Source organism: Streptococcus infantis (assembly GCF_047465035.1).
Lineage (GTDB): Bacteria > Bacillota > Bacilli > Lactobacillales > Streptococcaceae > Streptococcus > Streptococcus infantis_T.
In genome coordinates this window covers 20,511-40,681 of record NZ_JASHAQ010000007.1, presented here as the reverse complement: position 1 = coordinate 40,681, position 20,171 = coordinate 20,511, and the positions used below count along the sequence as shown (strand labels likewise).

Below are 20,171 nucleotides of genomic sequence, written 5' to 3'. Positions count from 1 at the left end.
GTACTTACTGGATAAATGAAATAAGGTACGAATTGCTATCGTTTATCATTAGATATTCTAAAATAGCCATTATACTACTCTTCAAAATTCACCTTTAGCCAAAAAGCTTCTATATCACCCTTCTCATTTAACGCTGCAATACAATCTGGATAAAACTCAACATACTCTACTGAATCTGATAATTTTTCCTTACCAAAATAAGTATATCCTTTACTTGGTGAATAATAACTTACCCAACTATCTGATTGCACAAATCGAATACTATCCCCTAAATCTAAATGACATTCATCCAATAATAGAATAATACTCCCTTTATTCGAGTTAGGAATGAGAACATCTCTTTCTTCTGCTTTTAATACCTGAGGAAAAAATCCAAAAATTTGTACGCACGCATTGCTTTCTGAATCAAAGCCAAGTTGGAGTGTGTCAAATAATATGTAGTAATCAGAATTTTTTATAGGTATGGAATCAAAACTATATTCTTCTGGTCTATAAACTAATCGTCTATAGTCCATATCATATTCTTTTGTAATTTTAAACATATATAATCGCCTTCTAAAGTTAAAATGGACAATAGGTTTTGTAGCCATATCAAACACTAACTTAAAATTTCTAGCACTTCATCCAGTATGAGCATCTGAAGTAGCCAACAATCATCCCTTGACCAAGTATTATCTTTTGAATCATCACCAGCGCTCGTAGGTTTAGTTCCCCTAGATTACTATCCTTGATTCCAACTCCTAAAATCCCACTCCGCCTGTAATCTGGGTAATGAGTTCTAAATGTTCTTTTATGCCAACCTTGTCAATATTGGTTAGTTCCCTTTTTCCTCCCAGTACAAGAAGAGGAACAAAACCAAAGCATTGATTGTAATCCAAGTTCCCATACTCCTTAACCGCTTCTTCATAGAGAGGAATATCAAAAAAATCTTCTAAAAAACTATCATCATCTAAAAATTTGATAAAATGATCCATCCGTTGTGTCATCACATCAAAATCATTGTTCGCATAATAAATGATATCAATAAAGCCGTTCTGAGTGTAGATAATTATATCCCCAAAACAAGTAACAAATAATGGAACTCCATTTGTTCCTCTGAAATATGTAGCTTCTACAAATTCTACATATTCTTCTGGATTGATAATTTTTAGATAACCATCAAGTAAAAATCCCAGTCCATATTGTTGCCACAATTCCACTAATTCGTCTGGAACTTTTGAGGCATACTTTTCAATGACTTCTTCTGGCATCGCTGCAAATTTGGTAAATTGTAAGTTCATTTTTTCTCCTAGTATTGTAATTTAACATTTAAGTAAATTTTATTTAAGTCTTCAAAAGGTGTGGTTCTAACGATTTCATCCACAACATTATCTTTAATAGTAATTGCTGTAATATTTTTAGACTATAGCGAAATTATCGTAGAATCTATCCCAAACTCTAGAAAATTTTATTTTTAACCGAAGTAAAAAAATAAATCTTTACAAAAATCAATCTCCTCTTGAGTTAAATCTCCGTTTTTTTCTTTGTCTAAACTATATAGCACACCTCTCACAGTATTAACAGACTTTGCTTGCTCTAACATTTGTAAACGTATTTCAGGATTATCAATGTATTTAATAATAATATTACATAATTTTTCTTTAACATCATCATAATTCATATTAGTCACCTATAAGATCCACTTTTTAAAATTCAATTACCGAATTAGTTTTCAATTGTGGATAGTCTCCTTTCCCATATTCGGGATAATAAGATGTGATTGGCTCCAAAACTTTTCCTGTATCTCCGGCTTCCTTAGGAACATACACATTATCCATTATCTGAAGTATATCGAACTCTCCACGAAGTTTCACATTACTCCAAGCAGGAGATATTTGATAAGCATCTTGCATCTTACTAGCTAAATCAAATTTAGATAAACCGATGTAACTTCTAGGGGCTTCCATGGTCCTCATTGTCTGTTCAGCATACTTAGAATCCATATGATGATAAAACGTTGATGCAAAGTTCTATACATAAAAATCTGATTTAGATGTAATTTTAGACACTGGTAAAGCTAACACAAGTTATCGTACCAGCAAGGCAAGTAGTTTACTAGTCGCCCCAGGCAATTCTAGTTGTTGAACAGGAATCATATCCTTGCGTGGCCTCGTGACTAGTAAATCCCCTGCCATCGGCTTCGTCATAAGCAAATCAACCGTAGAAACTCAAACTATTTGGCTACTTCGGCCTTCAGTCACTGCCTTAATCAACTACCGTCCTGACTATCATAATATCTTTCTCATACATAGTCAAGTCCTCCCCTAAAAAGACACCAAGTGAAAATCCTTAAATATCCGTAAACACTGATCGTATCGTATCGATTAATTTTTTGTTACCACTGACTTCGTCAGTTTGCAGCCACATTTGTAAGCGACTAAAGTCGCAACAACTGCGTCAATTGCGCTAATTTAGTAAGAACGTACAAAAAAGAACACCCCGAAAGGTGCTCTTTGTAAGTATAGTCATTCTTTCGAAGAACGTTTACTAAATTGTGATGCTTTACGAGCTTTTTTCAATCCTGGTTTGAAAAGTCTGGCTTTTAGGAAAGCTCAAAAGCGCTTGATAGGAAACGTCCTAAGAGTTTCTTCTGATTTCAATTTCAATAAATAAGAATTTATATATCTATAATAGTGAAATTTCTTAACGCAAAACTTTCAATCCTATCCTCTTCCTTCTTATCCTAATAAAGTTTGTAATATTGGAATAACAACGATAAATAGAACCGTACTTAGAGTCACCACATTCGTAGAGAACTCCACATCTCCTTTTCCTTGATTAGCAAGGATTGGGAGAACAGCTAGAGCTGGTGTAGCGGACTGAATCATAAAGGTCTTAAATTCTACTGTCGCCATATTTGGAGCAAAGAATTTCAATACAAGAAGCATGATTAGAGGAGCTAGGATAAAGCGTCCAACTAAAGTGACAATTGTATCTTTATCAAAAGTAATAGTTTTCAAACCTGCCTTTGCAAGAACGATACCAATATAAATCAGAGATAGGGGAGTGACGATATTTCCAACATAGGTTAAGGTATTCGTTGCGAAATCTGGAATAGAGATTCGGAGAATCAAAAATAGCAGAGCCACAAGAAAACCTACAAGCGGGGCTGGTAGTAATTTCTTCCAATCAAATTTAGTTTCCTTCTTGCTTTGACCCGATTTACTATCGCTCGTCATCAAATACACGCCCAATGTCCAAGTGGAAATCGTGTTGGTGATATAGTAAATTAAGAAATAAGGAAGAGCCTGATCCCCAAAAAGAGCAACGTTTAAAGGTAAACCAATAAAAATAGTGTTGGCATTCACAAAGGTATTAATCATGGTTCCTCGCCGTCCTGGACGAACCTTGAAAACCATAACTACAATATAAGCTACGATATAGCCCAAGATAAAGGCCACAAATGTATAAAGGAGACCTCCAGAAAGACTGATTAGTTTATCTAGTGTTAGGTATTTCATTACTGACACAAAGATTGACGCTGGCAAAGCTACATTCATGATCAAACGAGATAGGTTAGGTCCAAAGGCATCTCCAAACCATCCCTTCACCTGAAGAATATACCCCAAAACAATGATAGCGATAATCGGAATGATACTCGTAATCGAGGTTAAAAAGAGTGACATAGGTATCCTTTCTAAATTACTTAAGTCCACAGCCCATACAAATCTGTCGCTAGCGAAGGATAGACAGCAGCAGTGAATTATTTATACTCTGGATACCACTTCAAATCACGAACTGCTTTGGCCATATCTGTTTCCTTAGCACGCGCAAGACCTTGCTCTTGTGCTTTTTTAGCGACTGCTTCTGCTACTTTAATAGAAACATCTGCTACATACTTGAACGGTGGCAAGACAGGAGCTCCTGGTTGGCCTGGATTGACAATACCACTCAATGAATGAGCTGCTGCTCCAATCATTTCATCAGTCAAAAGACTTGCTTCAGAAGCCAGCATACCTAGACCAAGACCTGGGTAAATCAAGGCATTATTGGCTTGACCAATCACATAGTCGACACCTTTATAAGAAACTGTATCAGCAGGAATTCCTGTTGCGACAAAAGCTTTGCCATCTGACCATTCAATCAAATCTTTGGCACTAGCTTCTGCTAGTTTGGTTGGATTTGACAAAGGGAAGATCATCGGACGTTCTGTATTTTCACACATAGCTTCTACTATTTCTTTAGTGAAGGTATTAGGTTGAGTTGAAGTTCCTACAAGAATGGTTGGCTTCACAGTCTTCACTACTTCAAGCAGGTCAGTCAACTTGTCTGCGTTACTAAAGTCGGCACGTTTCTTAGCAAACGGTTTTTGTTCAGGGGTCAGGTCATCCATGTCATCAAAGAGAAGACCTTGTTTATCAACCATAAAGAAATGTTTATAGGCTTCTTCTTCAGAAAGACCTTCACTCACCATTTCACGAAGAACACGAGCGGCAATTCCTGCGCCCGCAGTACCACCACCATAGCAGAGATAAACTTGATCTGTTAATTTTTCACCACTAATATCTAGTGAACCAAAGATACCACCCAAGGTAACGATTCCTGTACCTTGAATATCATCATTAAAAGTTGGAATTTGTTTCCGGTATTTTTCAAGAATATTGGCAGCATTCGAGCGGCCGAAGTCTTCCCAGTGAAGGTAGAGTTTAGGAAAGAGACGTTCTGCTGTTTGAACAAATTGGTCAATGAAGTCGTAGTAACGATCTCCGCGAACCCGTTCGTGACGATTTCCTAAGTAATTAGGGTTGTTACGAAGTTCTTCACGGTTAGTCCCTGCATCAATAACTAAAGGAAGGACCATAGAAGGATCGATTCCAGCAGCACCCGTGTAGACCATCAATTTCCCAACAGAAATATCGACACCATTTGTTCCCCAGTCACCGATTCCAAGGATTCCTTCTGCATCTGTTACAACAATGAGACGAATCTCGCGATCCCCAGCAGCATTTTTCAAAGTGGCTTCAATATTTTCAGGATGATTGATATCAAGATATCCCGCATATTGGGGATCTACAAAGAGGTCACTATAGCCTTCAATGGTATCTGCAATGGTTGGATCGTATACAATTGGATTGAATTCCTCCAAATGTTGAGAAAAGAGGTAATAGAAAAGAGTCCGGTTGGTATTAAAAATTTCCATTAGGAAAAGACGTTTTTCCAAATCATTGGCTTTTGTTTGCATTTGTGCATAAGTTTGCGCCGCTTGCTCTTCAATCGTTTGAACATACGGTGGCAGTAAACCAATAAGACCTAGTTCCTTTCGCTCCTCTAAGGTAAAGGCAGTACCTTTATTGAGGAAAGGGTTGTTTAAAATATCATGTGCAGTCATAGTGCAACCTCCTTTTTACTTCTATTATACCACTTAAAATGAATTGTTTGGAAAACTTTGTTGTTTTAAAAATACTATTGTGTACGCATATGTTATAATGAGTCTACGAAGGCAATTTTCTAATAAGCTCTTTATACTTAAAACACTATTGTTAATGGCACTTTAAGTTGTTATATTTTATAAAGTTCTGAACTCATAAAACTCTCGATGATCACTCTTTACTAAAAGTTTCGAGTAAAAGAAACTAATCATACAAATTGGCAATCCGAATTAAAATAAATATTATATAAGTTTGTTATACAATACTTTGTATTTTTTAAGATGTTTTTTTGTCATGCAAAACTTGTATTCTATTTATATGACGAATAAAAACTATTTACAACAATATATTTCCCAAAAAGTGAAATATTTTCGAACACAGAAAAAAATGAGCCAGGAAGAACTTTCGGAACAAGCAGGACTCGGGCTTAAGTATATCAATCAACTTGAAAACCAAAATGTGAATCTGACCATTCACAGTCTTGAAAAAGTGATTGTCGCCCTAAAGATGACCCCAGAGGAATTTTTCAATTTTGATAGCCTTGAATCAACCTCTGATAAGACTGACAATCTTTCACTCAAAAGAATCAACATGAAGGTTAAACAGCTCCCTATTGATAAACGAGAAAAGATGTTGGTCATTTTTGAAAGTATCTTAGATAACCTTTGATATCCCTGACTCACTTACATTTTAACCGGTGAATACTCGTATAGTCAAATTGTAGGATACGGATAAAATTTATTTATCTGGTGATTTCCACTTATTTTCCTTCTCCAACTAATGAAAGTGAGCCCCTATGAATTTAAAAGATCTACAATATTTTTATGACCTCTGCCAGCTTCAATCCTATACGGAAGTTGCAAAACAACACAAAGTCAGCCAACCATCTATTTCTTATGCCATCAAGCGCTTAGAAGAATCTTTTAATTGCAAATTGATTCACCACGATCCCTCGCATCGTTCCTTCAAACTCACTCCTCAAGGACAAATCCTTCTAAAGCATACAGAAAAGATCTTACCTGAGGTCATTTCTACTCGCAAAGAAATCAATCGTTCCTTGGCCCAATACTCTACTGTAGGATTCCCTCCTATTATCATTCAGTATCTCTTTGCTGCCTTAAGCGAAAAAGATCAATTCGATTTTTTAAAAAAGGTACGCCCGATCCGCGGTGGCTCCGTAGAATTATTAAATCTTCTCCTCAAAGGAGACCTTGATGCAAGTCTACTCGGCTTGATTGAACCACTCAATCATCCTTCAATAGAGACACATGAACTCTTTCATAAAGAACTGTATGTCGTTTTGTCTAAGAACCATCCTCTTGCTACCGCTCCTTCCCTCACTTTTGAAGATTTAGTAGATCAATCCTTTATACTTTTAGACGAACACTTTGTTCACTTGAAAGCTTTTGAACTGCTTAATCAAAAGTATCAAAACAAGGCAGAAATATTCTTTAAGAGTGACGACATTGTCATCATTAAAGAACTTTTAAAGAAAGGGATTGGCCTTAGTTTACTGGCTGATATCGCACTTTCTGATGAAGATGATGATTTAATAAAAATTCCTCTAGTACCGGAGGACCAGATAACATTTACAGTTTATTACGCTTATCTCAAATCAGCTACACTGTCATCAGAAGTAGAAGCCTTATTTAATCTCATTAAATCATATGAATAGAAAAAACTCTAACTATCAACTACCTGATAGCTAGAGTTTTTTACATTATAGGTATTAGACTAAAGTACGAAGAAATAGGATATGATCGCCAAATTTTTCATTTACCTGATACCCTTCAAGGAGATTTCTAATTATAAATCCACAAGGTGTCAATAAAAAAAGAACACCCCGAAGTCTGACCTGACATCCAGCAGTTTAGTTAAATGGGTTAATATTAGCGAGCCAAGTTGTTTGGCTCGCTTTTTTCGTTGTTTAGTTTTCCGATGAAATTATAGTAAATATCAATCTGAATAATACGATTGCGTTTCGTGCCAGTTGGCTTGTGAATCACAATCTTGTCAATCAGTTCATTCACTATCTCAACGGTTAGTTCTGGTAGCTCTGTATATTTGGAAATTCTCGCCATAAACTTGGAGATATTAAGGCTGTCTTCTTGTTGTTTGGTGAGTTTTTCGGTTAAGTCAGAAATGGAAGTTTGAAGTTGTTTCTGTTCTTCTTCATAGCTCTGACTTAGTTTCACAAAGCGTTCATCTGAAATTTTACCAAGTAGATTATATTCATAAAGCTTCTGAATAATATTGTCAATCTCTTTAGAGCGGTATTCGTCCTTTTGAAGTTGCAGTTGCTGGCGTTTGCTATCCTTGCAGAATTGCGCTTGGCTTTGCTGTTCTATCTTCTTCAAAAAGGTTTCTTGGTCTAATTGGCACTCGTGGATAGTTTGACGAAGTTTGCCACTTATAATCTCAATCAGGGCGGATTTTTGAATGTAGTGGGGATTTTCACAACCATCAATCGGCTTACGGTAGGCAGAACATTTATAGTGGTCGTGATTAAGTCCGTTTTTCTCTTGTGGGCAAAAATAATGCTTTCGCCCACAAGTTCCACAAAAAACTAATCCTGCAAACAAATTCTCGTGACCAGCCCGATTTTTATACCGTTTATTAGACCGCTTATGACTCCTCATCTTCTGAACAATGTCGAATGTTTCTTGGTTGATTATTGCTTCATGGGTATTCTTGAAAACCAACCAACCTTCCTTTGGATTATCCACCTTACGCTTATCTTTGTAAGATTTTGTCCGTGTTCGAAGATTGACAGTGTGCCCAAGATACTCTTCACGCCCTAAGATAGCGCTTAGGGTTTCCCGCGTCCAAAAATAAGGCAAAGTTTCCACATTTGGACTGGAAGAAATAGGTTTCAAACCAATTTCGATTCGGTGGCGATCTGGTTTAAAAATTTTGTCATTTTCTAACCCTTTTGCAATCTCCGAAAGGCTTTTCCCGCTTTTTGCTTCTTGAAAAATCCGTTTCACAACTTCACTGGCAACTGAGTCAATAATCCAATTTTTAGGGTTATTTGAATCTTTGAGATAGCCGTAAGGTGGGTTAGTAGTCACTCGCTCACCAGCTTTGGCTTTAGCTTGAACCACCGCCCGAATCTTCTTGCTGGTATCTGCCGCATACATTTCGTCCATTAAACTCTTGATTGGCAAGAAAATAGAATTAGTTTCATTAGGTTTATTCGAATCTACGCCATCGTTTAAAGCAATAAAGCGGACATCAAAGCTAGGGAAAGTAATTTCCGTTAGTTGACCAACCTTGATATAAGAGCGCCCCAAACGGCTTAAATCCTTTACAAGAAAGTTTGAAACTTGCCGATTTTCCACCAATCGCAAGGCTTCCGAAATAGCTGGACGGTCAAAATTTGTGCCACTGAAACCATCATCAACGAAAAGAACTGGATTTGGCAGTTTTTCTCTCGCTACTACATCAAGAAGAATATTCTTCTGATTGGTAATTGAGTTACTATCTCCGTCCAGTCCATCATCTTGACTTAAGCGACAATAAACCACCGTAATATCTGAAAGTTTTGAAGTGTCTACTTGTCTATAATCTGAAATTGTCAAAGTTCTGTTCATGTGTTTTTCTCCTTTTGGAGTTCACACACCTTATACTTCTATTATACCATTTTTACTACTGTTAAAGTAGTGATTTATCGCTTAAAATCAACCTTTCTAGGACATTTTCAAGATTGTGATTCCCAGTAAAATGGTGACGGATTAAGTAAGTCGTTCGACCAATTCGACAAATTTCATCAGCGGTGTGTGAGGGCTGGTTTGAGTCTCTATCTTGATTCTTCTGGTTCATTCAAAATTCCTCCTTTGATGTAATCTGAATATTCGTCCAAAGTAATCACGGTGAACAGTTCCCAAAAGTTGTATAATTCTTTTTGAATCGCTTTCGAAATCGCCAGCTTACGCTTGTCATCTGGCACAACCCACAAAACATAAGGGAAAACTTGCTTTTGGCGCTGTTCAATACCTGAGCGATAATATTCAATATATTTCTTACAAGTATTCACAATGCGCGCAAGACTTTCCGTGCTTCGGTCTATTTCCAGAAAATAATGGTCTTCGTAATCGTGATTGACTAGCTCCAAATAAGCGTCTGGTTTCAAAGTCATTCCAACACCAGAAAGTTTTTGGTAGCTCCGCCAAGAGTTCGGCTCAAAGGAAAAGGTTTCAAGCGATAGCTTTTCTGAATTTCGAACGGTCTCCAATGTCTCAACAAAAATTTCTGTAATGGCTAAAGTATGTTCAACGTGGTGCTGAGTTGGCTCATATTGATTTTTATAGCGCAAAACAACAGTTTCATCTTGGTTTTTAAGAAATTTTAGTCCCTGAAAAGTAATTTGCCAAACATAAGAAGCAGAGCCACGGCGTGCGCCACCAATTCGCCGTTTTAAGTGTGAAACCAATCCAGCTTTCTTCAGACTTTGCAGTGCAAAATTAGCACGGCGAATGGCGGTTTCAAATCGAGCGCTATCCGCGAAAAAGAGTCTGGCTAGTTGGTTGGTGGTGGCACATCTAGCCTGATTTAAAAAGTATAGAATTTGTGTATCTTCATTTGTTAATTGATTCCATTTCATCTGTTTTGTTCTCCATTAAAATTTAAAGGGTGTGCTTTCCGCAAAATGTGCTTAGTTACGGAGTAAGTCGTGTGAGTGAAAATCCTGAAAACCTTTATTTGTCAGGGGTGGACGGATTTTCTTCATCAACACGATTCGAAGAGCGATTGGAACGCTTTTTACGCCCTAAATCTGTTAATTTTGGGTTAGAATTTTTATTTTTCGAAGCAGATTTTTCAAAAATGTAGTTTTCGAATTGACTTTCAATTTCTGAAATATCTTGTCCGTATCGGCTCAAGCTATTCAAAAATGGCACACGACTATCTCTAATTTTTGGTTTAGGTGGGTAGGTTTTACCGATAATCCAACGGTAGGTGTTAGGAGAGATTTCTGTTCTAATATATGCCCAAAATGGCGGTAAGCTGCAAAAATCTTCCTTGCTAATTTCAAGAGTGGATTTTGCCATGTCGCGGGCTTCATTTAGGTTTAAGCCAAAGACAATTTTATTCGCAACATTGGATTCAATACCAGCTTTTAGCTGAGGTGACATTTGGGCAAGATGTTGAAAGCCAATATTCCAGCCAACATTAAATTGGCGAGATTGCGAAAGTGCTTCGTCTAAGTTAGAATTGGGGATTCCTAGGAAACTTGGTGTCTCATCAATATAGATAAAGACTGATTGGCGTTTGCTTGGCTCAACTGACGACTGGCGCAAAATTAACATCCAGAGCATAGAAGTAATAAGACTACCAATTAGCTTCGTAGACTCTGAACCAATTACCGCTTTATTTAGTGGAATCAATACGATTTTTCGGCTTTTAAAGATTTCTGCAAGACTGAAATTTGGATTAGTTTGTCCCAACATTGCCCGAAGTTGCGGGCGAAGCAAAAACTGTCGGAATTTATTCAAAATGGGGTTTAACATCTGGTGACGTTGGGCTTCACTGAGCAGTTCAAACCAGTTCCAAAAACTTTCCAAGCCGATAGGGTCTTTGAGTTCTTTCAGCAGTTTATTGCGAAACTGCTTGTTAGTGAGTAGGCTCGGTAGCATCACCAAAGAACTGTTTGGGATCCTAGCAAGAGTTAAAAAACTATGTGATAGAATATCCAGTGAGTAAATTCCAAAATGTTCAGGATAAAGTCCTTTAAATAGTTCCAGTAGATAATCTGCAATAACTTCTGGCTCAATACCATATCTAGTTAGCTCAAAAGGGTTTATACCAACAACTCGTTTGGCAGTTGGCGAGATGACTACTATATCTTCATCGTGTTCAGCTGATGTGCGCTCTAATAGTTCATGAGTGAGTTGACCTTTGGCATCCACCACAACAACGCTATGATTTTTCGACTGTATATCTGATAAAATCAAGTGACTCATAGTGGTGGTTTTTCCGCAACCAGTTGAGCCGAGAAAAACAGTGTGCTTTTTGCCAGCTTGTGCTGAAATTTGGATTGGTCTGGATTGACTTTCAACCGTTTGCGCCAAACTTCGCTGATTTTTTCGGTTAATATTGTAGCCTAAAGGTGGCACTACTAATTTAGGGTGAACATTTGGCACACCTGCAATATTTTCTTCCCCAATAGGTAAAAGCATGAAACAAGCTAAGTCTGAGACAGATAAACTATATGGGAAAGCCCAAGAAGGTTGCGCTTGATTGAGTTTTTGGATAGCTAGTGGTTTTAATTCAATGGTTGCATTTGATTCCATCATGCGAAAACTACTAAGTAGGCTAGTAAGAAATTCCTTTGTTCGCAAAATACTGCGAGATTGGATACCAAGACGAATTTCACACTTAAAAGTAGATTGGTTCAACTTTTGGCGCATAAGCTTCTTGGAGCTTTCGGATAGTTCAGGAATATTGTTGGTGATTACTTGATACCACTTAGCAGATAAATTAGTTAGGTCTTTTGGTTGAGGGCGAGGTGGTGAGCCTGCACCAATGACCAACTGAACAACTACTGTTTCATTTGGCTGAAGTATTTTTGAAATTGTAAGGCTTGAACGTATCATGTTTTCTACAGAGTCCGTTTTTAAAGCATAGTGAGATTCTTTGATATTCACTAACCGCGCAACCGAAAGTTTTTCACGTTTAGGAGCTCTTGAAAACTGCATTTTGCGGTATGATTGAATTAGTTGGCTGATATGACGTTTATCTTGTTCTTCCGTTCCTAGTAGATAGCGCACGCGATTCTTAGATAATCGAATTTCAAAAATAACCGCTTTGCGCCGACTTAACCCCACCAGTTGACCCAACATAGCTTTCACATCATCTATTTCAAACGGACGCATCCAGTTGAGTTCACTCCAAGATAGTGCTTCGAATTTTCTTTTCATCTCTACCTCCATTCTTTAGATTTAATAATCCGAAAGGCAAGCCAGCCGATGAAAACAACCACAGTCGTCAAAACCAAGAACCACCAAACTTCCAGAATTAGTTTCACCGCCCAGTTAATAAGCCAAGCACAAGCAACAAATCCAAGAATATATGCCATTAGTTTTCTCATAGCTGGTCTCCTTTCTGTCTCCATTTATACAAGAAAGTTGGTGAAAAGTTAAATTTAGCTGCCTTCAGTTTTAAGAGCGATTGGAATGAAATTCAAGCAATGAAACAGTAGTATATTTCAACATATTTTGACCATTTGTCTAGTCTAAACAATCCGTCTATTTTCTTGAAATTTTTCGCATTTCTGCTTTAGCAACCAAGAAAAGTTGATTGATTTCTTGCCGTTTTTCCAGAAATTCTGCCAGGGCGATTTCTTCTTCACTACAGTGCTTTTTGTCTTCTTGTTCTGGTTTTTCGAACCACTCCCAAAGAAATACGGCAATAACGATAATCATAAAAGCTATAAAGTAATCCATCATAAAGCTACCTCATTTCATCTTTTCAGTAGCGTAATAAGTGAACGCTTTTAGAATATAATCTGTATATGCTTTAGCTTCTGGTGTATTTTTGAGTATTTCAGTCTGAGTAAGCACCAGATTGCCCACTTTATATAAAATATCGCTAGCGAGAAGCTCCAAGGCTTGATTATCTGCCATCGCTTCACTCAGTGTTTTAGCCACTTCTAACTGATAGGGGCTAATAAGTTGAGAAAGTTCCACTTTTGGGGTCGATTTTTGAATATGATTCATGAGATTTCTCCTTTGATTTTGGTATAATTATTTTAAGTTAGCTAACTTATGGCTTTATTATAGAAAAGTCCAAGCGTGATTTGTTGCCAATAATTGTGCTAAAATCTTTCCAGTTTCGGAGGTGCTTGATGTTTGATATTCCTAGTTTGTTTTCTATTATTTTAAAACACGCCAATAAAACGACTTGGTCTGACAGAAAGAAAGTTAGCGTGGGCTTATCGCTCGTCTTACATGAAGACTCTTTGGCTTATCTAGCGGACACAAGTTTCAATAAATTATTCACAGGGCAAAATAAAGGACGAACCCTTTACGGGATCGTCCAAGACGAGATAACAGAAAAAGGCTTTTCCAGCTACATCTTTCAAGCCGAGAAGCGATTAAGCGATACCAACTACAAAGAAAATAAGTTCTTGTTGGCTGATGTTTTAGAGGATTTTTTTGAACTAATAGAAGAATCGCAAAATCTGCAAAAGTCCGTTTTATTAGGTTTAAAGCAGTCTTACAAGCTTAATCACCAAGACCGACCTTATCTTTTTCTGGCTGAGTGTTTATTTTATGCGTTAGCTTGCCAGCACAACAAACAACAACAGTATATTGAGTCAGACTTTAGCCAAGAAACAGAAGTTGTATCAAGACCACTAGAAGAACTTGTGTCACGAGCTAACGGTTATTCGAAGCGTATTTCTCAAGACTTAAACCGTTTTTCAGAAGAAGAACTTCAACTGTTCAGAAAAATAGCACCATTTACTTTTTATGATAATTCTTTTGATGAGTTTTCGGGCGAAACTGTTTTAGATCACTACTTAATCTCACACGCTGATTTTTTAGATTTGTTTACTAAATACGGCGTTAAAGGCAATGAAGTTTCACGCCTGATTGAATATGGTTTAATTTCTGGTGGTGGTAGACATGAGATAATTGTGGAAAAGGGTGAGCTATCTGGTTTCCAAAATGATAACCTAGTTCTAACTTTCACCACTGAATCCGATGAAAGAATAACATTCGAATATAGCGCCTTTCACCTAACAGATACCGCCAAAGCCTTGATTGAGATTTTGGAGATTGAAACTAATGATGAGTTTTTTAGGGAGTTGGGGCAATACTTTCGAAAAGAGCTGAAGGAAATACCTATACAAGTTAATCTCATATTATGTGAGACGGATCTAGATGCTGGCTAGTTTGAAGGAATTGGTGAAGATTTGAAATTTTGTTAGGTTGGAAATTACAAAAATATAATGGTGTCAATATTGTTTAGATATGAAGACGGTATAATTTGGTTGATTTTTTGTTAGGAGGGTATCATGTCGAATATTAATAGTAAAGATAAGCTTTTATCAGTTTTAAAATTAGAGTATGAATATGCTAAAAAAGAACTTTTTTATTATATGGAAAAATTTGATAAAAATGATAATATGAGTAGTATTTCAGTCTCTATTTTAGGGTTACTATTAACTATATCTGAAGCTATAAAAAGTGATAAAATACCAATTGACAATAACATAAAGATAATAGGTGTATTCTTTTTATCGATTATTAGCACCTATACTTTTGCTATGACAATTGGTTCACTGTATTATTTAATTTTAAATAGCGCACGACTCAGGTATTTAGAGAATAAGATTAATGAAATTTTAGGAAAAGATGTGTTAAATTGGGAAAATTATTTAATGATAAAAATTCATAAAGTTGATAATTTGTTCTTGGACGGCGGAAGAATGATAAATGTTAATCATATTAAAGCAGCATTTTTCATGTTTATTCATATATTAGCTCAAGTTGTTTTTGGATATTTAATTTTCTCCTATTCTAAAAGTTGGTTTGTTGCATATATTATATTTCAAATCCTAACTTTAATATTTATGTTTTCGCAGTGGTTCTTTTATTTGAAGTGGCTACAAGAGTTTTTCTATGATATAATGAAAAACAAGGAGAAGATTACGAAAAACAACAAATTAGCAAACGGCGTTGGCCTATATATATCACTGGCAATTTTTATTTCAATGGTTTTACCTATGATTATTTTTGCTGGAATTGACAATGCATTAATAGGAAGTAAATATGATTTGCCCTTAATTAAGTACACAAGCATATGGTTTGGCGATGTCTTTATTTTAACAACTTTTAATGTTGTATTTTTTAGCCTTGTATATAAGATCTCTGATTATATAAAAGATAATATTATTTCAATTATGATAGCTTCAATAGTGTCATCATTCATCAATTTTTATACACACTTTATTCTGTGGACAGGCGATTCGGTGACAGGTTTTATGGATAACATAAGCGGGCTAACTATTTCTGGTTGGATTCATTTTATTTACAGTACAGTTCAAATGTTCTTTATTTTGTTGTTTTTATTTACTCTTCCAAAAATATCTAAAAATCCTATTTATTTGAAAAGTATAAAAATATTAAATTTGCTACTCTTATTCTTTACGCTTCTTCAAATTCCAGATTTTATTATTAGGAATTTTTCTAAATTCCATAGTAAAGGGATTATAAATCTGGTGCTGTTAGATGGTTCATCTATGCTAACAATTGTATGTGTCGGAATGTATTTTTTGATAGTTTATAGAAGTAGGATATTCAATCTTCTAAAAAAGAAAAAATAGAATCTATTTTCAGAACAGAGACAAACCCTATCAGCAATTAAAAAATTGTCCTTTTGGAGGTTGGTTACCATATAGTAAGAACTCTTAGAAATGCTGATGTAATGCTATTTTTAAGAGTTTTTTTTACTTTCTCTAGTAAAAGAAAAAGATTGAAGAAAATTGTCCAAAATAGACTTTTTCTTTAATCTGAAAATAAATTCTATTTTTTTAAAATTCATAGCAACATCGTGAATTGAATAATCTAAGATACAATGTTGTGCACTACTAATACTTACAATACAGAATTCATTAGACTAGCAAAAATTGTGGGTCTTTTCTTTTATTTCAAAGGTCTTCTAAAATATAGTTACCCTGCTACAATAGTAAAGTAAGGAGGAAAATGTGAAGAAAAATATTGAACAATACAAAGATAAAACTTCGATCACTATCGGATATGCTCGCGTTAGCTCAACAGATAACCGCCAAGAGTTGGGCTTATCCGTTCAAAAAGAAGCACTCGGTTTTTGCGACAAACTCTATATCGAAAAAGACTCAGGCGGAAATCAAGAGCGACCGAAGCTTGATAAGGCGTTAAAATTAGCCAAAAATTATGCTAAACAAGGGGTTAAAACAAATTTTGTCGTATATAAATTGGATAGACTTACCAGAAAAATGCTTCACCTCTCTACCATTATTGAAGATTTAACCAAACATGGTATTCATCTTCAATCTATTCATGAAAATATTGAGACAGATTCCTTAACTGGAAAGTTCTTTTGTTTGATGTTGGGTTATGTGGCAGAATGGGAGCTTCAAGCGATTTCTGAGCGTACTAAAGACGGACTCCGCAAAGCGAAAGAAAAGGGTGTGAAACTTGGCAATAAAGGGTTGCCTAAAGATACCGAAAAACAAATAATCGAGCAATACCTACGAAAAGAATTGTCTGTGCGCAATATTGCGAATCAGCTGAACATTTCCACCGCAACTATATATAATGTGCTAAGGCGCAATAGTATTCAAATAAATAGAAAAAATCACCTATAATTGATTGACAAATCCTTAGAAAAATAGTACATTAAACCTATCAACAGTTTTAGCAAACGGTCGTTTGTTAAAACAATCAAAGTTATCAATAAAAATATTTAAAATGCTGATTTAATAAGGTTTTAGTTGCCTTGTTGAATTGGCATTTTTATTTTTTCATTGTTTTAGTTGACGACCGTTAACTAAAACAAGCTCAACCCCTATTGTAGCAGGGATTTTTTGAGTGAAAAATAAAAAATGGAGGTTCTTTATGGGACTTAACGACTTAAAAGCCGACTCAGTTGAGGTAACAACCAAACTTTCGGTTTCTGATATTGGCGTGATTCTTCAAGAAATTTGCGCCGAGTGGAAAACAACTCCAGAAGCTATTCAGAGTAGTTCGGGTGCATTAGCTAATTTTGACGATAGAGCTGATATAGAAATCGTCATTAAAGGTAAAGCTGGCTTACTCTCTCCGCAATTTTATGCAGTTCAGGTTTATGTTTACCAACTTGAGAATGAATGCGGGCTTCAACTCATTGCTTTAGGTGATTCTGGCTTTTCGAAGATGTGGTATGGTCTTAATGGTGCGATAAAAATGTCTGAAAGCATTAAACGCCGTGACGCCATTATAGAACGAATTATGCAATATAGTTCGAGATAGAATAGAAAGAGGTTTAAAATGAATACTCGTTTAAATCAAAAAGTAGTTCGTGGTGAATTGGTTGAGGTTATTGAAAGCTCAGGTGGTTTTCTTGGCGGAATTGAATATCAATTAGTCGTTGGTGGGAAGATTAAAGAACAATCCACAGACCTTAGCTATATTCTTAGTGCCTTTGATAGATATTGGTAATTTATTAGAAAGAGTATCGATGAAGGGAAGATTATTTTTCTCATTTATAATTTTACTTTCATGTTTTACGCTTTTAGGTTGTAGTTCCCCTAAAAACTTTACAGGTAAATGGAAAACCGATATCTTCGACCAAGGAAGTGTTAGAGAAGATGGAGCGAAAATTGCAGGAAAAGCAACTGGACAAGCCGACCTTGCTTCAATTATCTCTAAATATATTCACTGGAATGCTACTATGGAGATAAAAAAAGACGGAACTTTAACAATGGACAACGGTGAAATTTTCTCCGCTAAATGGCATCAAGAAGGCGACAAAATTGTAATTGAAGGAAAAAATATTTCCGGAATTGCAACCCTGTCCGATGACCAAAAGACTTTATATTTCGAAAACAAGCCATTGAATGATAATTCTGATGACCAGAATGGTTTTATGATTGGAGAAAATTCATTAAAGTTTGAATTTAAAAAGGTAGAATAATGATGAAAAAAATAGGAATGGTGATTACATGTTTAGTGATGATTCTGTTACTTGTTTCTTGCGCAAATAAGAGAAAGGATTTAGTTTTATCGAATTTTCCAAGTATTCAGAATGAGCTAACCGAAAAAGACTTGATTAAGGCAGTTGGAGCACCACACGAGAAGTCCTCTTCTCTTAGCGATGTTACCCAGCTATATGAAAAATTACTAAAAATGGACTTATCCAGTAGTGAATCAATCCTGTCTCAGAAATCAAATTGGACTGTGGGGATAAATGGTATCATTACAGACTACTACGTTTACAAATTAAAAGACGGTAAGTCAGTGATTGTTTTTCTTAGTAAAGGAAAGGTCGTTGCGATAACGAGAAAAGGTATCGATTATAAGTAACATAAAAGGTAAAGTAATATGAAAAATAGCATTAAAATTCGATTAGCAATTATAACAATAGCCATCATTGGGTTTCTATTTTATGGATTTAGAGATAATGGTTCGGTACTTTATTACGGGCAAAGCTATACAGCAGGTTCTGTATTTAACCCTGATTCGTATCTCTCGGCTGGGCTATTTAAATCCGCAGGCAAAGAGATAAACAAACTGGTTTCAAAAAAGCGTGGAAGTAGCCTTACAGGTGTGATGGTCTCTGTTGTGGTTGGCGGAATTACTTTTTTCACACTTTGGCAAGATGACGATTTTAAAGATATTTTAGTAGAGGCAAGAAAACAAGGAGAAAATAATTAAAATGGCTGATTTGGATAATTACTTGATTTTGGTTTTTATTGTAGTAACTGGAATTCTTATCGCTATTCAATTCGCAGGAGAGCGTTTTGCGGATTGGCTAACGGATTTAACCGAGCAATTCTTTTCGAAAAGCTTGGATAAGCACGAAGAAAAGCGTAAGGCGGAAAGAGAAGAAAAATAAGTTAAGGAGTTACGGTCTAGTTATATTGCCAGATAAAACTAAGATTATCTTCTCTTATTTAAATCTAAGGTATCTAACCAAAAAAACAATATTTATATTTGACGAATAATAGAAAAAAGACGGCTCATTTTTTAAACCGTCTTTTAATTTACTCATAAGATGTGTGAACTCAGATTACTTTTAGACTGCTGAGCGTCAGACAGCCTAAAGGTGCTCTTTGTAAGTACAGTCATTCTTTCGAAGAACGTTTACTAAATTGTGATGCTTTACGAGCTTTCTTAAGACCTGGTTGGGGCACCACTTATTTCATCTAATTTCAAAGTACTTTAAAATTACCGTTTTCATAAGTTTTCAAAAAATAAAATTTTTACTAATTTCAATCAGTTTCATTAAAATAAGGTAAACTTTCATCAAAAATAAGCAAAAATCGAACCAGAATATCAAAAGTTTCCCTTATATAAAATTTTTACATATCAGAACAACATCATAGAAAAGAGAGCATAGCGCTCTCTTTTAATTTATCACTATACATGTTTGATGAACAACTTTTTCCTATTCCAACAATGTATACTCTCCACTTTCCAACAAATCTATTACTTTTTGTACAAATTGTTTTGAAAGTAAATCCACAATATCTGCTCCACGAGTTTGAAAGTCTTCATCTATCTCTTTGATTTCTAATTGAGAATTTTTTACTCTTTTTTCATCAATTGGAGAATGAAAACTATATTCACCTATTTCATAGTACAAAAAATAAAGATATTCTTTCTTACCTAAACTATAATCAAAAAATTCAATTTCCTTGTTAGTGTCATAGTCATAGTAACTATTTTCCCAAACTATGGCATTTCTTTTTTCGTTATATAGCTTTTCATAATTTTTTTCATAACTATAGACTCGTTGTTTTTTCTCTCCTATATATTGTTTATGAATCATTGTTGGTTTATATTTACTCAATAGTTTTTCTTTCATATCATAGTATTTTTCCATATTTTCTTCAGCATCTTCAATGTTATTTTGTTGATGCAAATAATATCTTGCGTTTTTATATTCTTTTATCTTGTCGCGATAGTTTTTAGCTCGCTTATTTACAGAGTATATACATTCTGCAATAATAGCATTAGTGAGTTCTTTTCGTTTAAGTAAATCTGAGTATTTTTTAGGAGTTCTCATATCGTAGATCCT

General features: G+C 35.4%; 24 protein-coding genes. 11 read left to right on the top strand and 13 right to left on the bottom strand.

Annotated elements, in window-relative coordinates; translation table 11 throughout:
* Positions 1-74: 74 nt before the first annotated feature.
* The 6 genes from QM406_RS04585 to QM406_RS04560 all read right to left on the bottom strand — a co-directional run bounded on the left by QM406_RS04585 (position 75) and on the right by QM406_RS04560 (position 5,368).
* Positions 75-542 carry a hypothetical protein gene (locus QM406_RS04585; protein ID WP_414273540.1) on the bottom strand — a complete coding sequence of 156 codons (468 nt, stop codon included), beginning with the start codon at positions 540-542 and terminating at the stop codon, positions 75-77.
* Between the two features lie 198 nt (positions 543-740).
* Positions 741-1,280 (bottom strand): T6SS immunity protein Tdi1 domain-containing protein, encoded by a 540-nt coding sequence (locus QM406_RS04580; RefSeq protein WP_414273539.1) that lies wholly within the window; start codon positions 1,278-1,280, stop codon positions 741-743.
* 173 nt (positions 1,281-1,453) lie between these two features.
* Positions 1,454-1,660: a hypothetical protein gene (locus QM406_RS04575; RefSeq protein ID WP_414273538.1), complete on the bottom strand. Its 207-nt coding sequence runs from the start codon at positions 1,658-1,660 to the stop codon at positions 1,454-1,456.
* 25 nt (positions 1,661-1,685) lie between these two features.
* Complete coding sequence (locus QM406_RS04570; RefSeq protein ID WP_414273537.1) at positions 1,686-1,946, bottom strand: hypothetical protein; 261 nt, start codon at positions 1,944-1,946, stop codon at positions 1,686-1,688.
* A gap of 771 nt (positions 1,947-2,717) precedes the next feature.
* Positions 2,718-3,665 (bottom strand): AEC family transporter, encoded by a 948-nt coding sequence (locus QM406_RS04565; RefSeq protein ID WP_153225462.1) that lies wholly within the window; start codon positions 3,663-3,665, stop codon positions 2,718-2,720.
* 77 nt (positions 3,666-3,742) lie between these two features.
* Positions 3,743-5,368, bottom strand: coding sequence for a malolactic enzyme (locus tag QM406_RS04560; protein ID WP_153225461.1), 1,626 nt, complete (start codon positions 5,366-5,368; stop codon positions 3,743-3,745).
* Positions 5,369-5,726: 358 nt separating this feature from the next.
* Here QM406_RS04560 and QM406_RS04555 point away from each other — a divergent pair, with 358 nt between their 5' ends.
* Positions 5,727-6,077, top strand: a complete 351-nt coding sequence (locus tag QM406_RS04555) for a helix-turn-helix transcriptional regulator (RefSeq protein ID WP_311522560.1) — start codon at positions 5,727-5,729, stop codon at positions 6,075-6,077.
* Positions 6,078-6,204: 127 nt separating this feature from the next.
* Positions 6,205-7,083, top strand: coding sequence for a LysR family transcriptional regulator (locus QM406_RS04550; RefSeq protein WP_153225459.1), 879 nt, complete (start codon positions 6,205-6,207; stop codon positions 7,081-7,083).
* A 214-nt stretch (positions 7,084-7,297) separates the two neighbouring features.
* Here the strand turns inward: QM406_RS04550 and QM406_RS04545 are convergent, their stop codons facing one another.
* The 6 genes from QM406_RS04545 to QM406_RS04520 all read right to left on the bottom strand — a co-directional run bounded on the left by QM406_RS04545 (position 7,298) and on the right by QM406_RS04520 (position 13,123).
* Positions 7,298-9,001 carry a recombinase family protein gene (locus tag QM406_RS04545; RefSeq protein WP_414273536.1) on the bottom strand — a complete coding sequence of 568 codons (1,704 nt, stop codon included), beginning with the start codon at positions 8,999-9,001 and terminating at the stop codon, positions 7,298-7,300.
* A 206-nt stretch (positions 9,002-9,207) separates the two neighbouring features.
* Positions 9,208-10,011: a replication-relaxation family protein gene (locus tag QM406_RS04540; RefSeq protein WP_414273535.1), complete on the bottom strand. Its 804-nt coding sequence runs from the start codon at positions 10,009-10,011 to the stop codon at positions 9,208-9,210.
* Positions 10,012-10,105: 94 nt separating this feature from the next.
* Positions 10,106-12,325, bottom strand: a complete 2,220-nt coding sequence (locus QM406_RS04535; RefSeq protein ID WP_414273534.1) for a type IV secretory system conjugative DNA transfer family protein — start codon at positions 12,323-12,325, stop codon at positions 10,106-10,108.
* A 2-nt stretch (positions 12,326-12,327) separates the two neighbouring features.
* Complete coding sequence (locus tag QM406_RS04530; protein ID WP_414273533.1) at positions 12,328-12,495, bottom strand: hypothetical protein; 168 nt, start codon at positions 12,493-12,495, stop codon at positions 12,328-12,330.
* Between the two features lie 157 nt (positions 12,496-12,652).
* A complete protein-coding gene (locus QM406_RS04525; RefSeq protein WP_414273532.1) occupies positions 12,653-12,853 on the bottom strand; it encodes a hypothetical protein in 201 nt (66 codons plus the stop codon).
* Positions 12,854-12,862: 9 nt separating this feature from the next.
* Positions 12,863-13,123, bottom strand: coding sequence for a hypothetical protein (locus QM406_RS04520; protein ID WP_414273531.1), 261 nt, complete (start codon positions 13,121-13,123; stop codon positions 12,863-12,865).
* A gap of 128 nt (positions 13,124-13,251) precedes the next feature.
* Between QM406_RS04520 and QM406_RS04515 the strand changes: the two genes are divergently transcribed.
* The 9 genes from QM406_RS04515 to QM406_RS04475 all read left to right on the top strand — a co-directional run bounded on the left by QM406_RS04515 (position 13,252) and on the right by QM406_RS04475 (position 18,986).
* Positions 13,252-14,301, top strand: coding sequence for a hypothetical protein (locus QM406_RS04515; protein WP_414273530.1), 1,050 nt, complete (start codon positions 13,252-13,254; stop codon positions 14,299-14,301).
* A gap of 123 nt (positions 14,302-14,424) precedes the next feature.
* The gene (locus QM406_RS04510) at positions 14,425-15,735 is read left to right on the top strand and encodes a hypothetical protein (protein WP_414273529.1); all 1,311 of its coding nucleotides are present in this window, start codon (positions 14,425-14,427) and stop codon (positions 15,733-15,735) included.
* Positions 15,736-16,116: 381 nt separating this feature from the next.
* A complete protein-coding gene (locus QM406_RS04505) occupies positions 16,117-16,758 on the top strand; it encodes a recombinase family protein (RefSeq protein ID WP_414273528.1) in 642 nt (213 codons plus the stop codon).
* Between the two features lie 250 nt (positions 16,759-17,008).
* Positions 17,009-17,401: a hypothetical protein gene (locus QM406_RS04500; RefSeq protein WP_414273527.1), complete on the top strand. Its 393-nt coding sequence runs from the start codon at positions 17,009-17,011 to the stop codon at positions 17,399-17,401.
* 18 nt (positions 17,402-17,419) lie between these two features.
* On the top strand, positions 17,420-17,590 hold the full coding sequence (locus QM406_RS04495) for a hypothetical protein (protein WP_414273526.1): 171 nt from the start codon (positions 17,420-17,422) through the stop codon (positions 17,588-17,590).
* Positions 17,591-17,609: 19 nt separating this feature from the next.
* On the top strand, positions 17,610-18,065 hold the full coding sequence (locus QM406_RS04490; RefSeq protein ID WP_414273525.1) for a hypothetical protein: 456 nt from the start codon (positions 17,610-17,612) through the stop codon (positions 18,063-18,065).
* Entirely contained in the window at positions 18,065-18,454 is a 390-nt protein-coding gene (locus QM406_RS04485; protein WP_414273524.1) for a hypothetical protein, read from the top strand. The genes QM406_RS04490 and QM406_RS04485 overlap by 1 nt, the downstream gene beginning before the upstream one ends.
* Positions 18,455-18,472: 18 nt before the next feature.
* Complete coding sequence (locus tag QM406_RS04480) at positions 18,473-18,805, top strand: hypothetical protein (protein WP_414273523.1); 333 nt, start codon at positions 18,473-18,475, stop codon at positions 18,803-18,805.
* A 1-nt stretch (position 18,806) separates the two neighbouring features.
* Positions 18,807-18,986 carry a hypothetical protein gene (locus QM406_RS04475; protein WP_414273522.1) on the top strand — a complete coding sequence of 60 codons (180 nt, stop codon included), beginning with the start codon at positions 18,807-18,809 and terminating at the stop codon, positions 18,984-18,986.
* A gap of 552 nt (positions 18,987-19,538) precedes the next feature.
* On the opposite strand, the gene QM406_RS04470 is transcribed toward QM406_RS04475, so the two are convergent.
* Positions 19,539-20,159, bottom strand: coding sequence for a hypothetical protein (locus QM406_RS04470; protein ID WP_049548122.1), 621 nt, complete (start codon positions 20,157-20,159; stop codon positions 19,539-19,541).
* Positions 20,160-20,171: the final 12 nt, after the last annotated feature.

What these genes read in the sequence shown, in the direction of transcription:
- QM406_RS04475 (WP_414273522.1), top strand. Translation starts at nt 18,807, where the DNA reads ATGGCTGATTTGGATAATTACTTGATTTTGGTTTTTATTGTAGTAACT.
- QM406_RS04470 (WP_049548122.1), bottom strand. Translation starts at nt 20,159, where the DNA reads ATGAGAACTCCTAAAAAATACTCAGATTTACTTAAACGAAAAGAACTC.
- QM406_RS04545 (WP_414273536.1), bottom strand. Translation starts at nt 9,001, where the DNA reads ATGAACAGAACTTTGACAATTTCAGATTATAGACAAGTAGACACTTCA.
- QM406_RS04485 (WP_414273524.1), top strand. Translation starts at nt 18,065, where the DNA reads ATGATGAAAAAAATAGGAATGGTGATTACATGTTTAGTGATGATTCTG.
- QM406_RS04575 (WP_414273538.1), bottom strand. Translation starts at nt 1,660, where the DNA reads ATGAATTATGATGATGTTAAAGAAAAATTATGTAATATTATTATTAAA.
- QM406_RS04525 (WP_414273532.1), bottom strand. Translation starts at nt 12,853, where the DNA reads ATGATGGATTACTTTATAGCTTTTATGATTATCGTTATTGCCGTATTT.
- QM406_RS04510 (WP_414273529.1), top strand. Translation starts at nt 14,425, where the DNA reads ATGTCGAATATTAATAGTAAAGATAAGCTTTTATCAGTTTTAAAATTA.
- QM406_RS04560 (WP_153225461.1), bottom strand. Translation starts at nt 5,368, where the DNA reads ATGACTGCACATGATATTTTAAACAACCCTTTCCTCAATAAAGGTACT.
- QM406_RS04570 (WP_414273537.1), bottom strand. Translation starts at nt 1,946, where the DNA reads ATGGAAGCCCCTAGAAGTTACATCGGTTTATCTAAATTTGATTTAGCT.
- QM406_RS04490 (WP_414273525.1), top strand. Translation starts at nt 17,610, where the DNA reads ATGAAGGGAAGATTATTTTTCTCATTTATAATTTTACTTTCATGTTTT.
- QM406_RS04555 (WP_311522560.1), top strand. Translation starts at nt 5,727, where the DNA reads ATGACGAATAAAAACTATTTACAACAATATATTTCCCAAAAAGTGAAA.
- QM406_RS04500 (WP_414273527.1), top strand. Translation starts at nt 17,009, where the DNA reads ATGGGACTTAACGACTTAAAAGCCGACTCAGTTGAGGTAACAACCAAA.
- QM406_RS04540 (WP_414273535.1), bottom strand. Translation starts at nt 10,011, where the DNA reads ATGAAATGGAATCAATTAACAAATGAAGATACACAAATTCTATACTTT.
- QM406_RS04495 (WP_414273526.1), top strand. Translation starts at nt 17,420, where the DNA reads ATGAATACTCGTTTAAATCAAAAAGTAGTTCGTGGTGAATTGGTTGAG.
- QM406_RS04585 (WP_414273540.1), bottom strand. Translation starts at nt 542, where the DNA reads ATGTTTAAAATTACAAAAGAATATGATATGGACTATAGACGATTAGTT.
- QM406_RS04550 (WP_153225459.1), top strand. Translation starts at nt 6,205, where the DNA reads ATGAATTTAAAAGATCTACAATATTTTTATGACCTCTGCCAGCTTCAA.
- QM406_RS04565 (WP_153225462.1), bottom strand. Translation starts at nt 3,665, where the DNA reads ATGTCACTCTTTTTAACCTCGATTACGAGTATCATTCCGATTATCGCT.
- QM406_RS04520 (WP_414273531.1), bottom strand. Translation starts at nt 13,123, where the DNA reads ATGAATCATATTCAAAAATCGACCCCAAAAGTGGAACTTTCTCAACTT.
- QM406_RS04535 (WP_414273534.1), bottom strand. Translation starts at nt 12,325, where the DNA reads ATGAAAAGAAAATTCGAAGCACTATCTTGGAGTGAACTCAACTGGATG.
- QM406_RS04480 (WP_414273523.1), top strand. Translation starts at nt 18,473, where the DNA reads ATGAAAAATAGCATTAAAATTCGATTAGCAATTATAACAATAGCCATC.
- QM406_RS04530 (WP_414273533.1), bottom strand. Translation starts at nt 12,495, where the DNA reads ATGAGAAAACTAATGGCATATATTCTTGGATTTGTTGCTTGTGCTTGG.
- QM406_RS04580 (WP_414273539.1), bottom strand. Translation starts at nt 1,280, where the DNA reads ATGAACTTACAATTTACCAAATTTGCAGCGATGCCAGAAGAAGTCATT.
- QM406_RS04515 (WP_414273530.1), top strand. Translation starts at nt 13,252, where the DNA reads ATGTTTGATATTCCTAGTTTGTTTTCTATTATTTTAAAACACGCCAAT.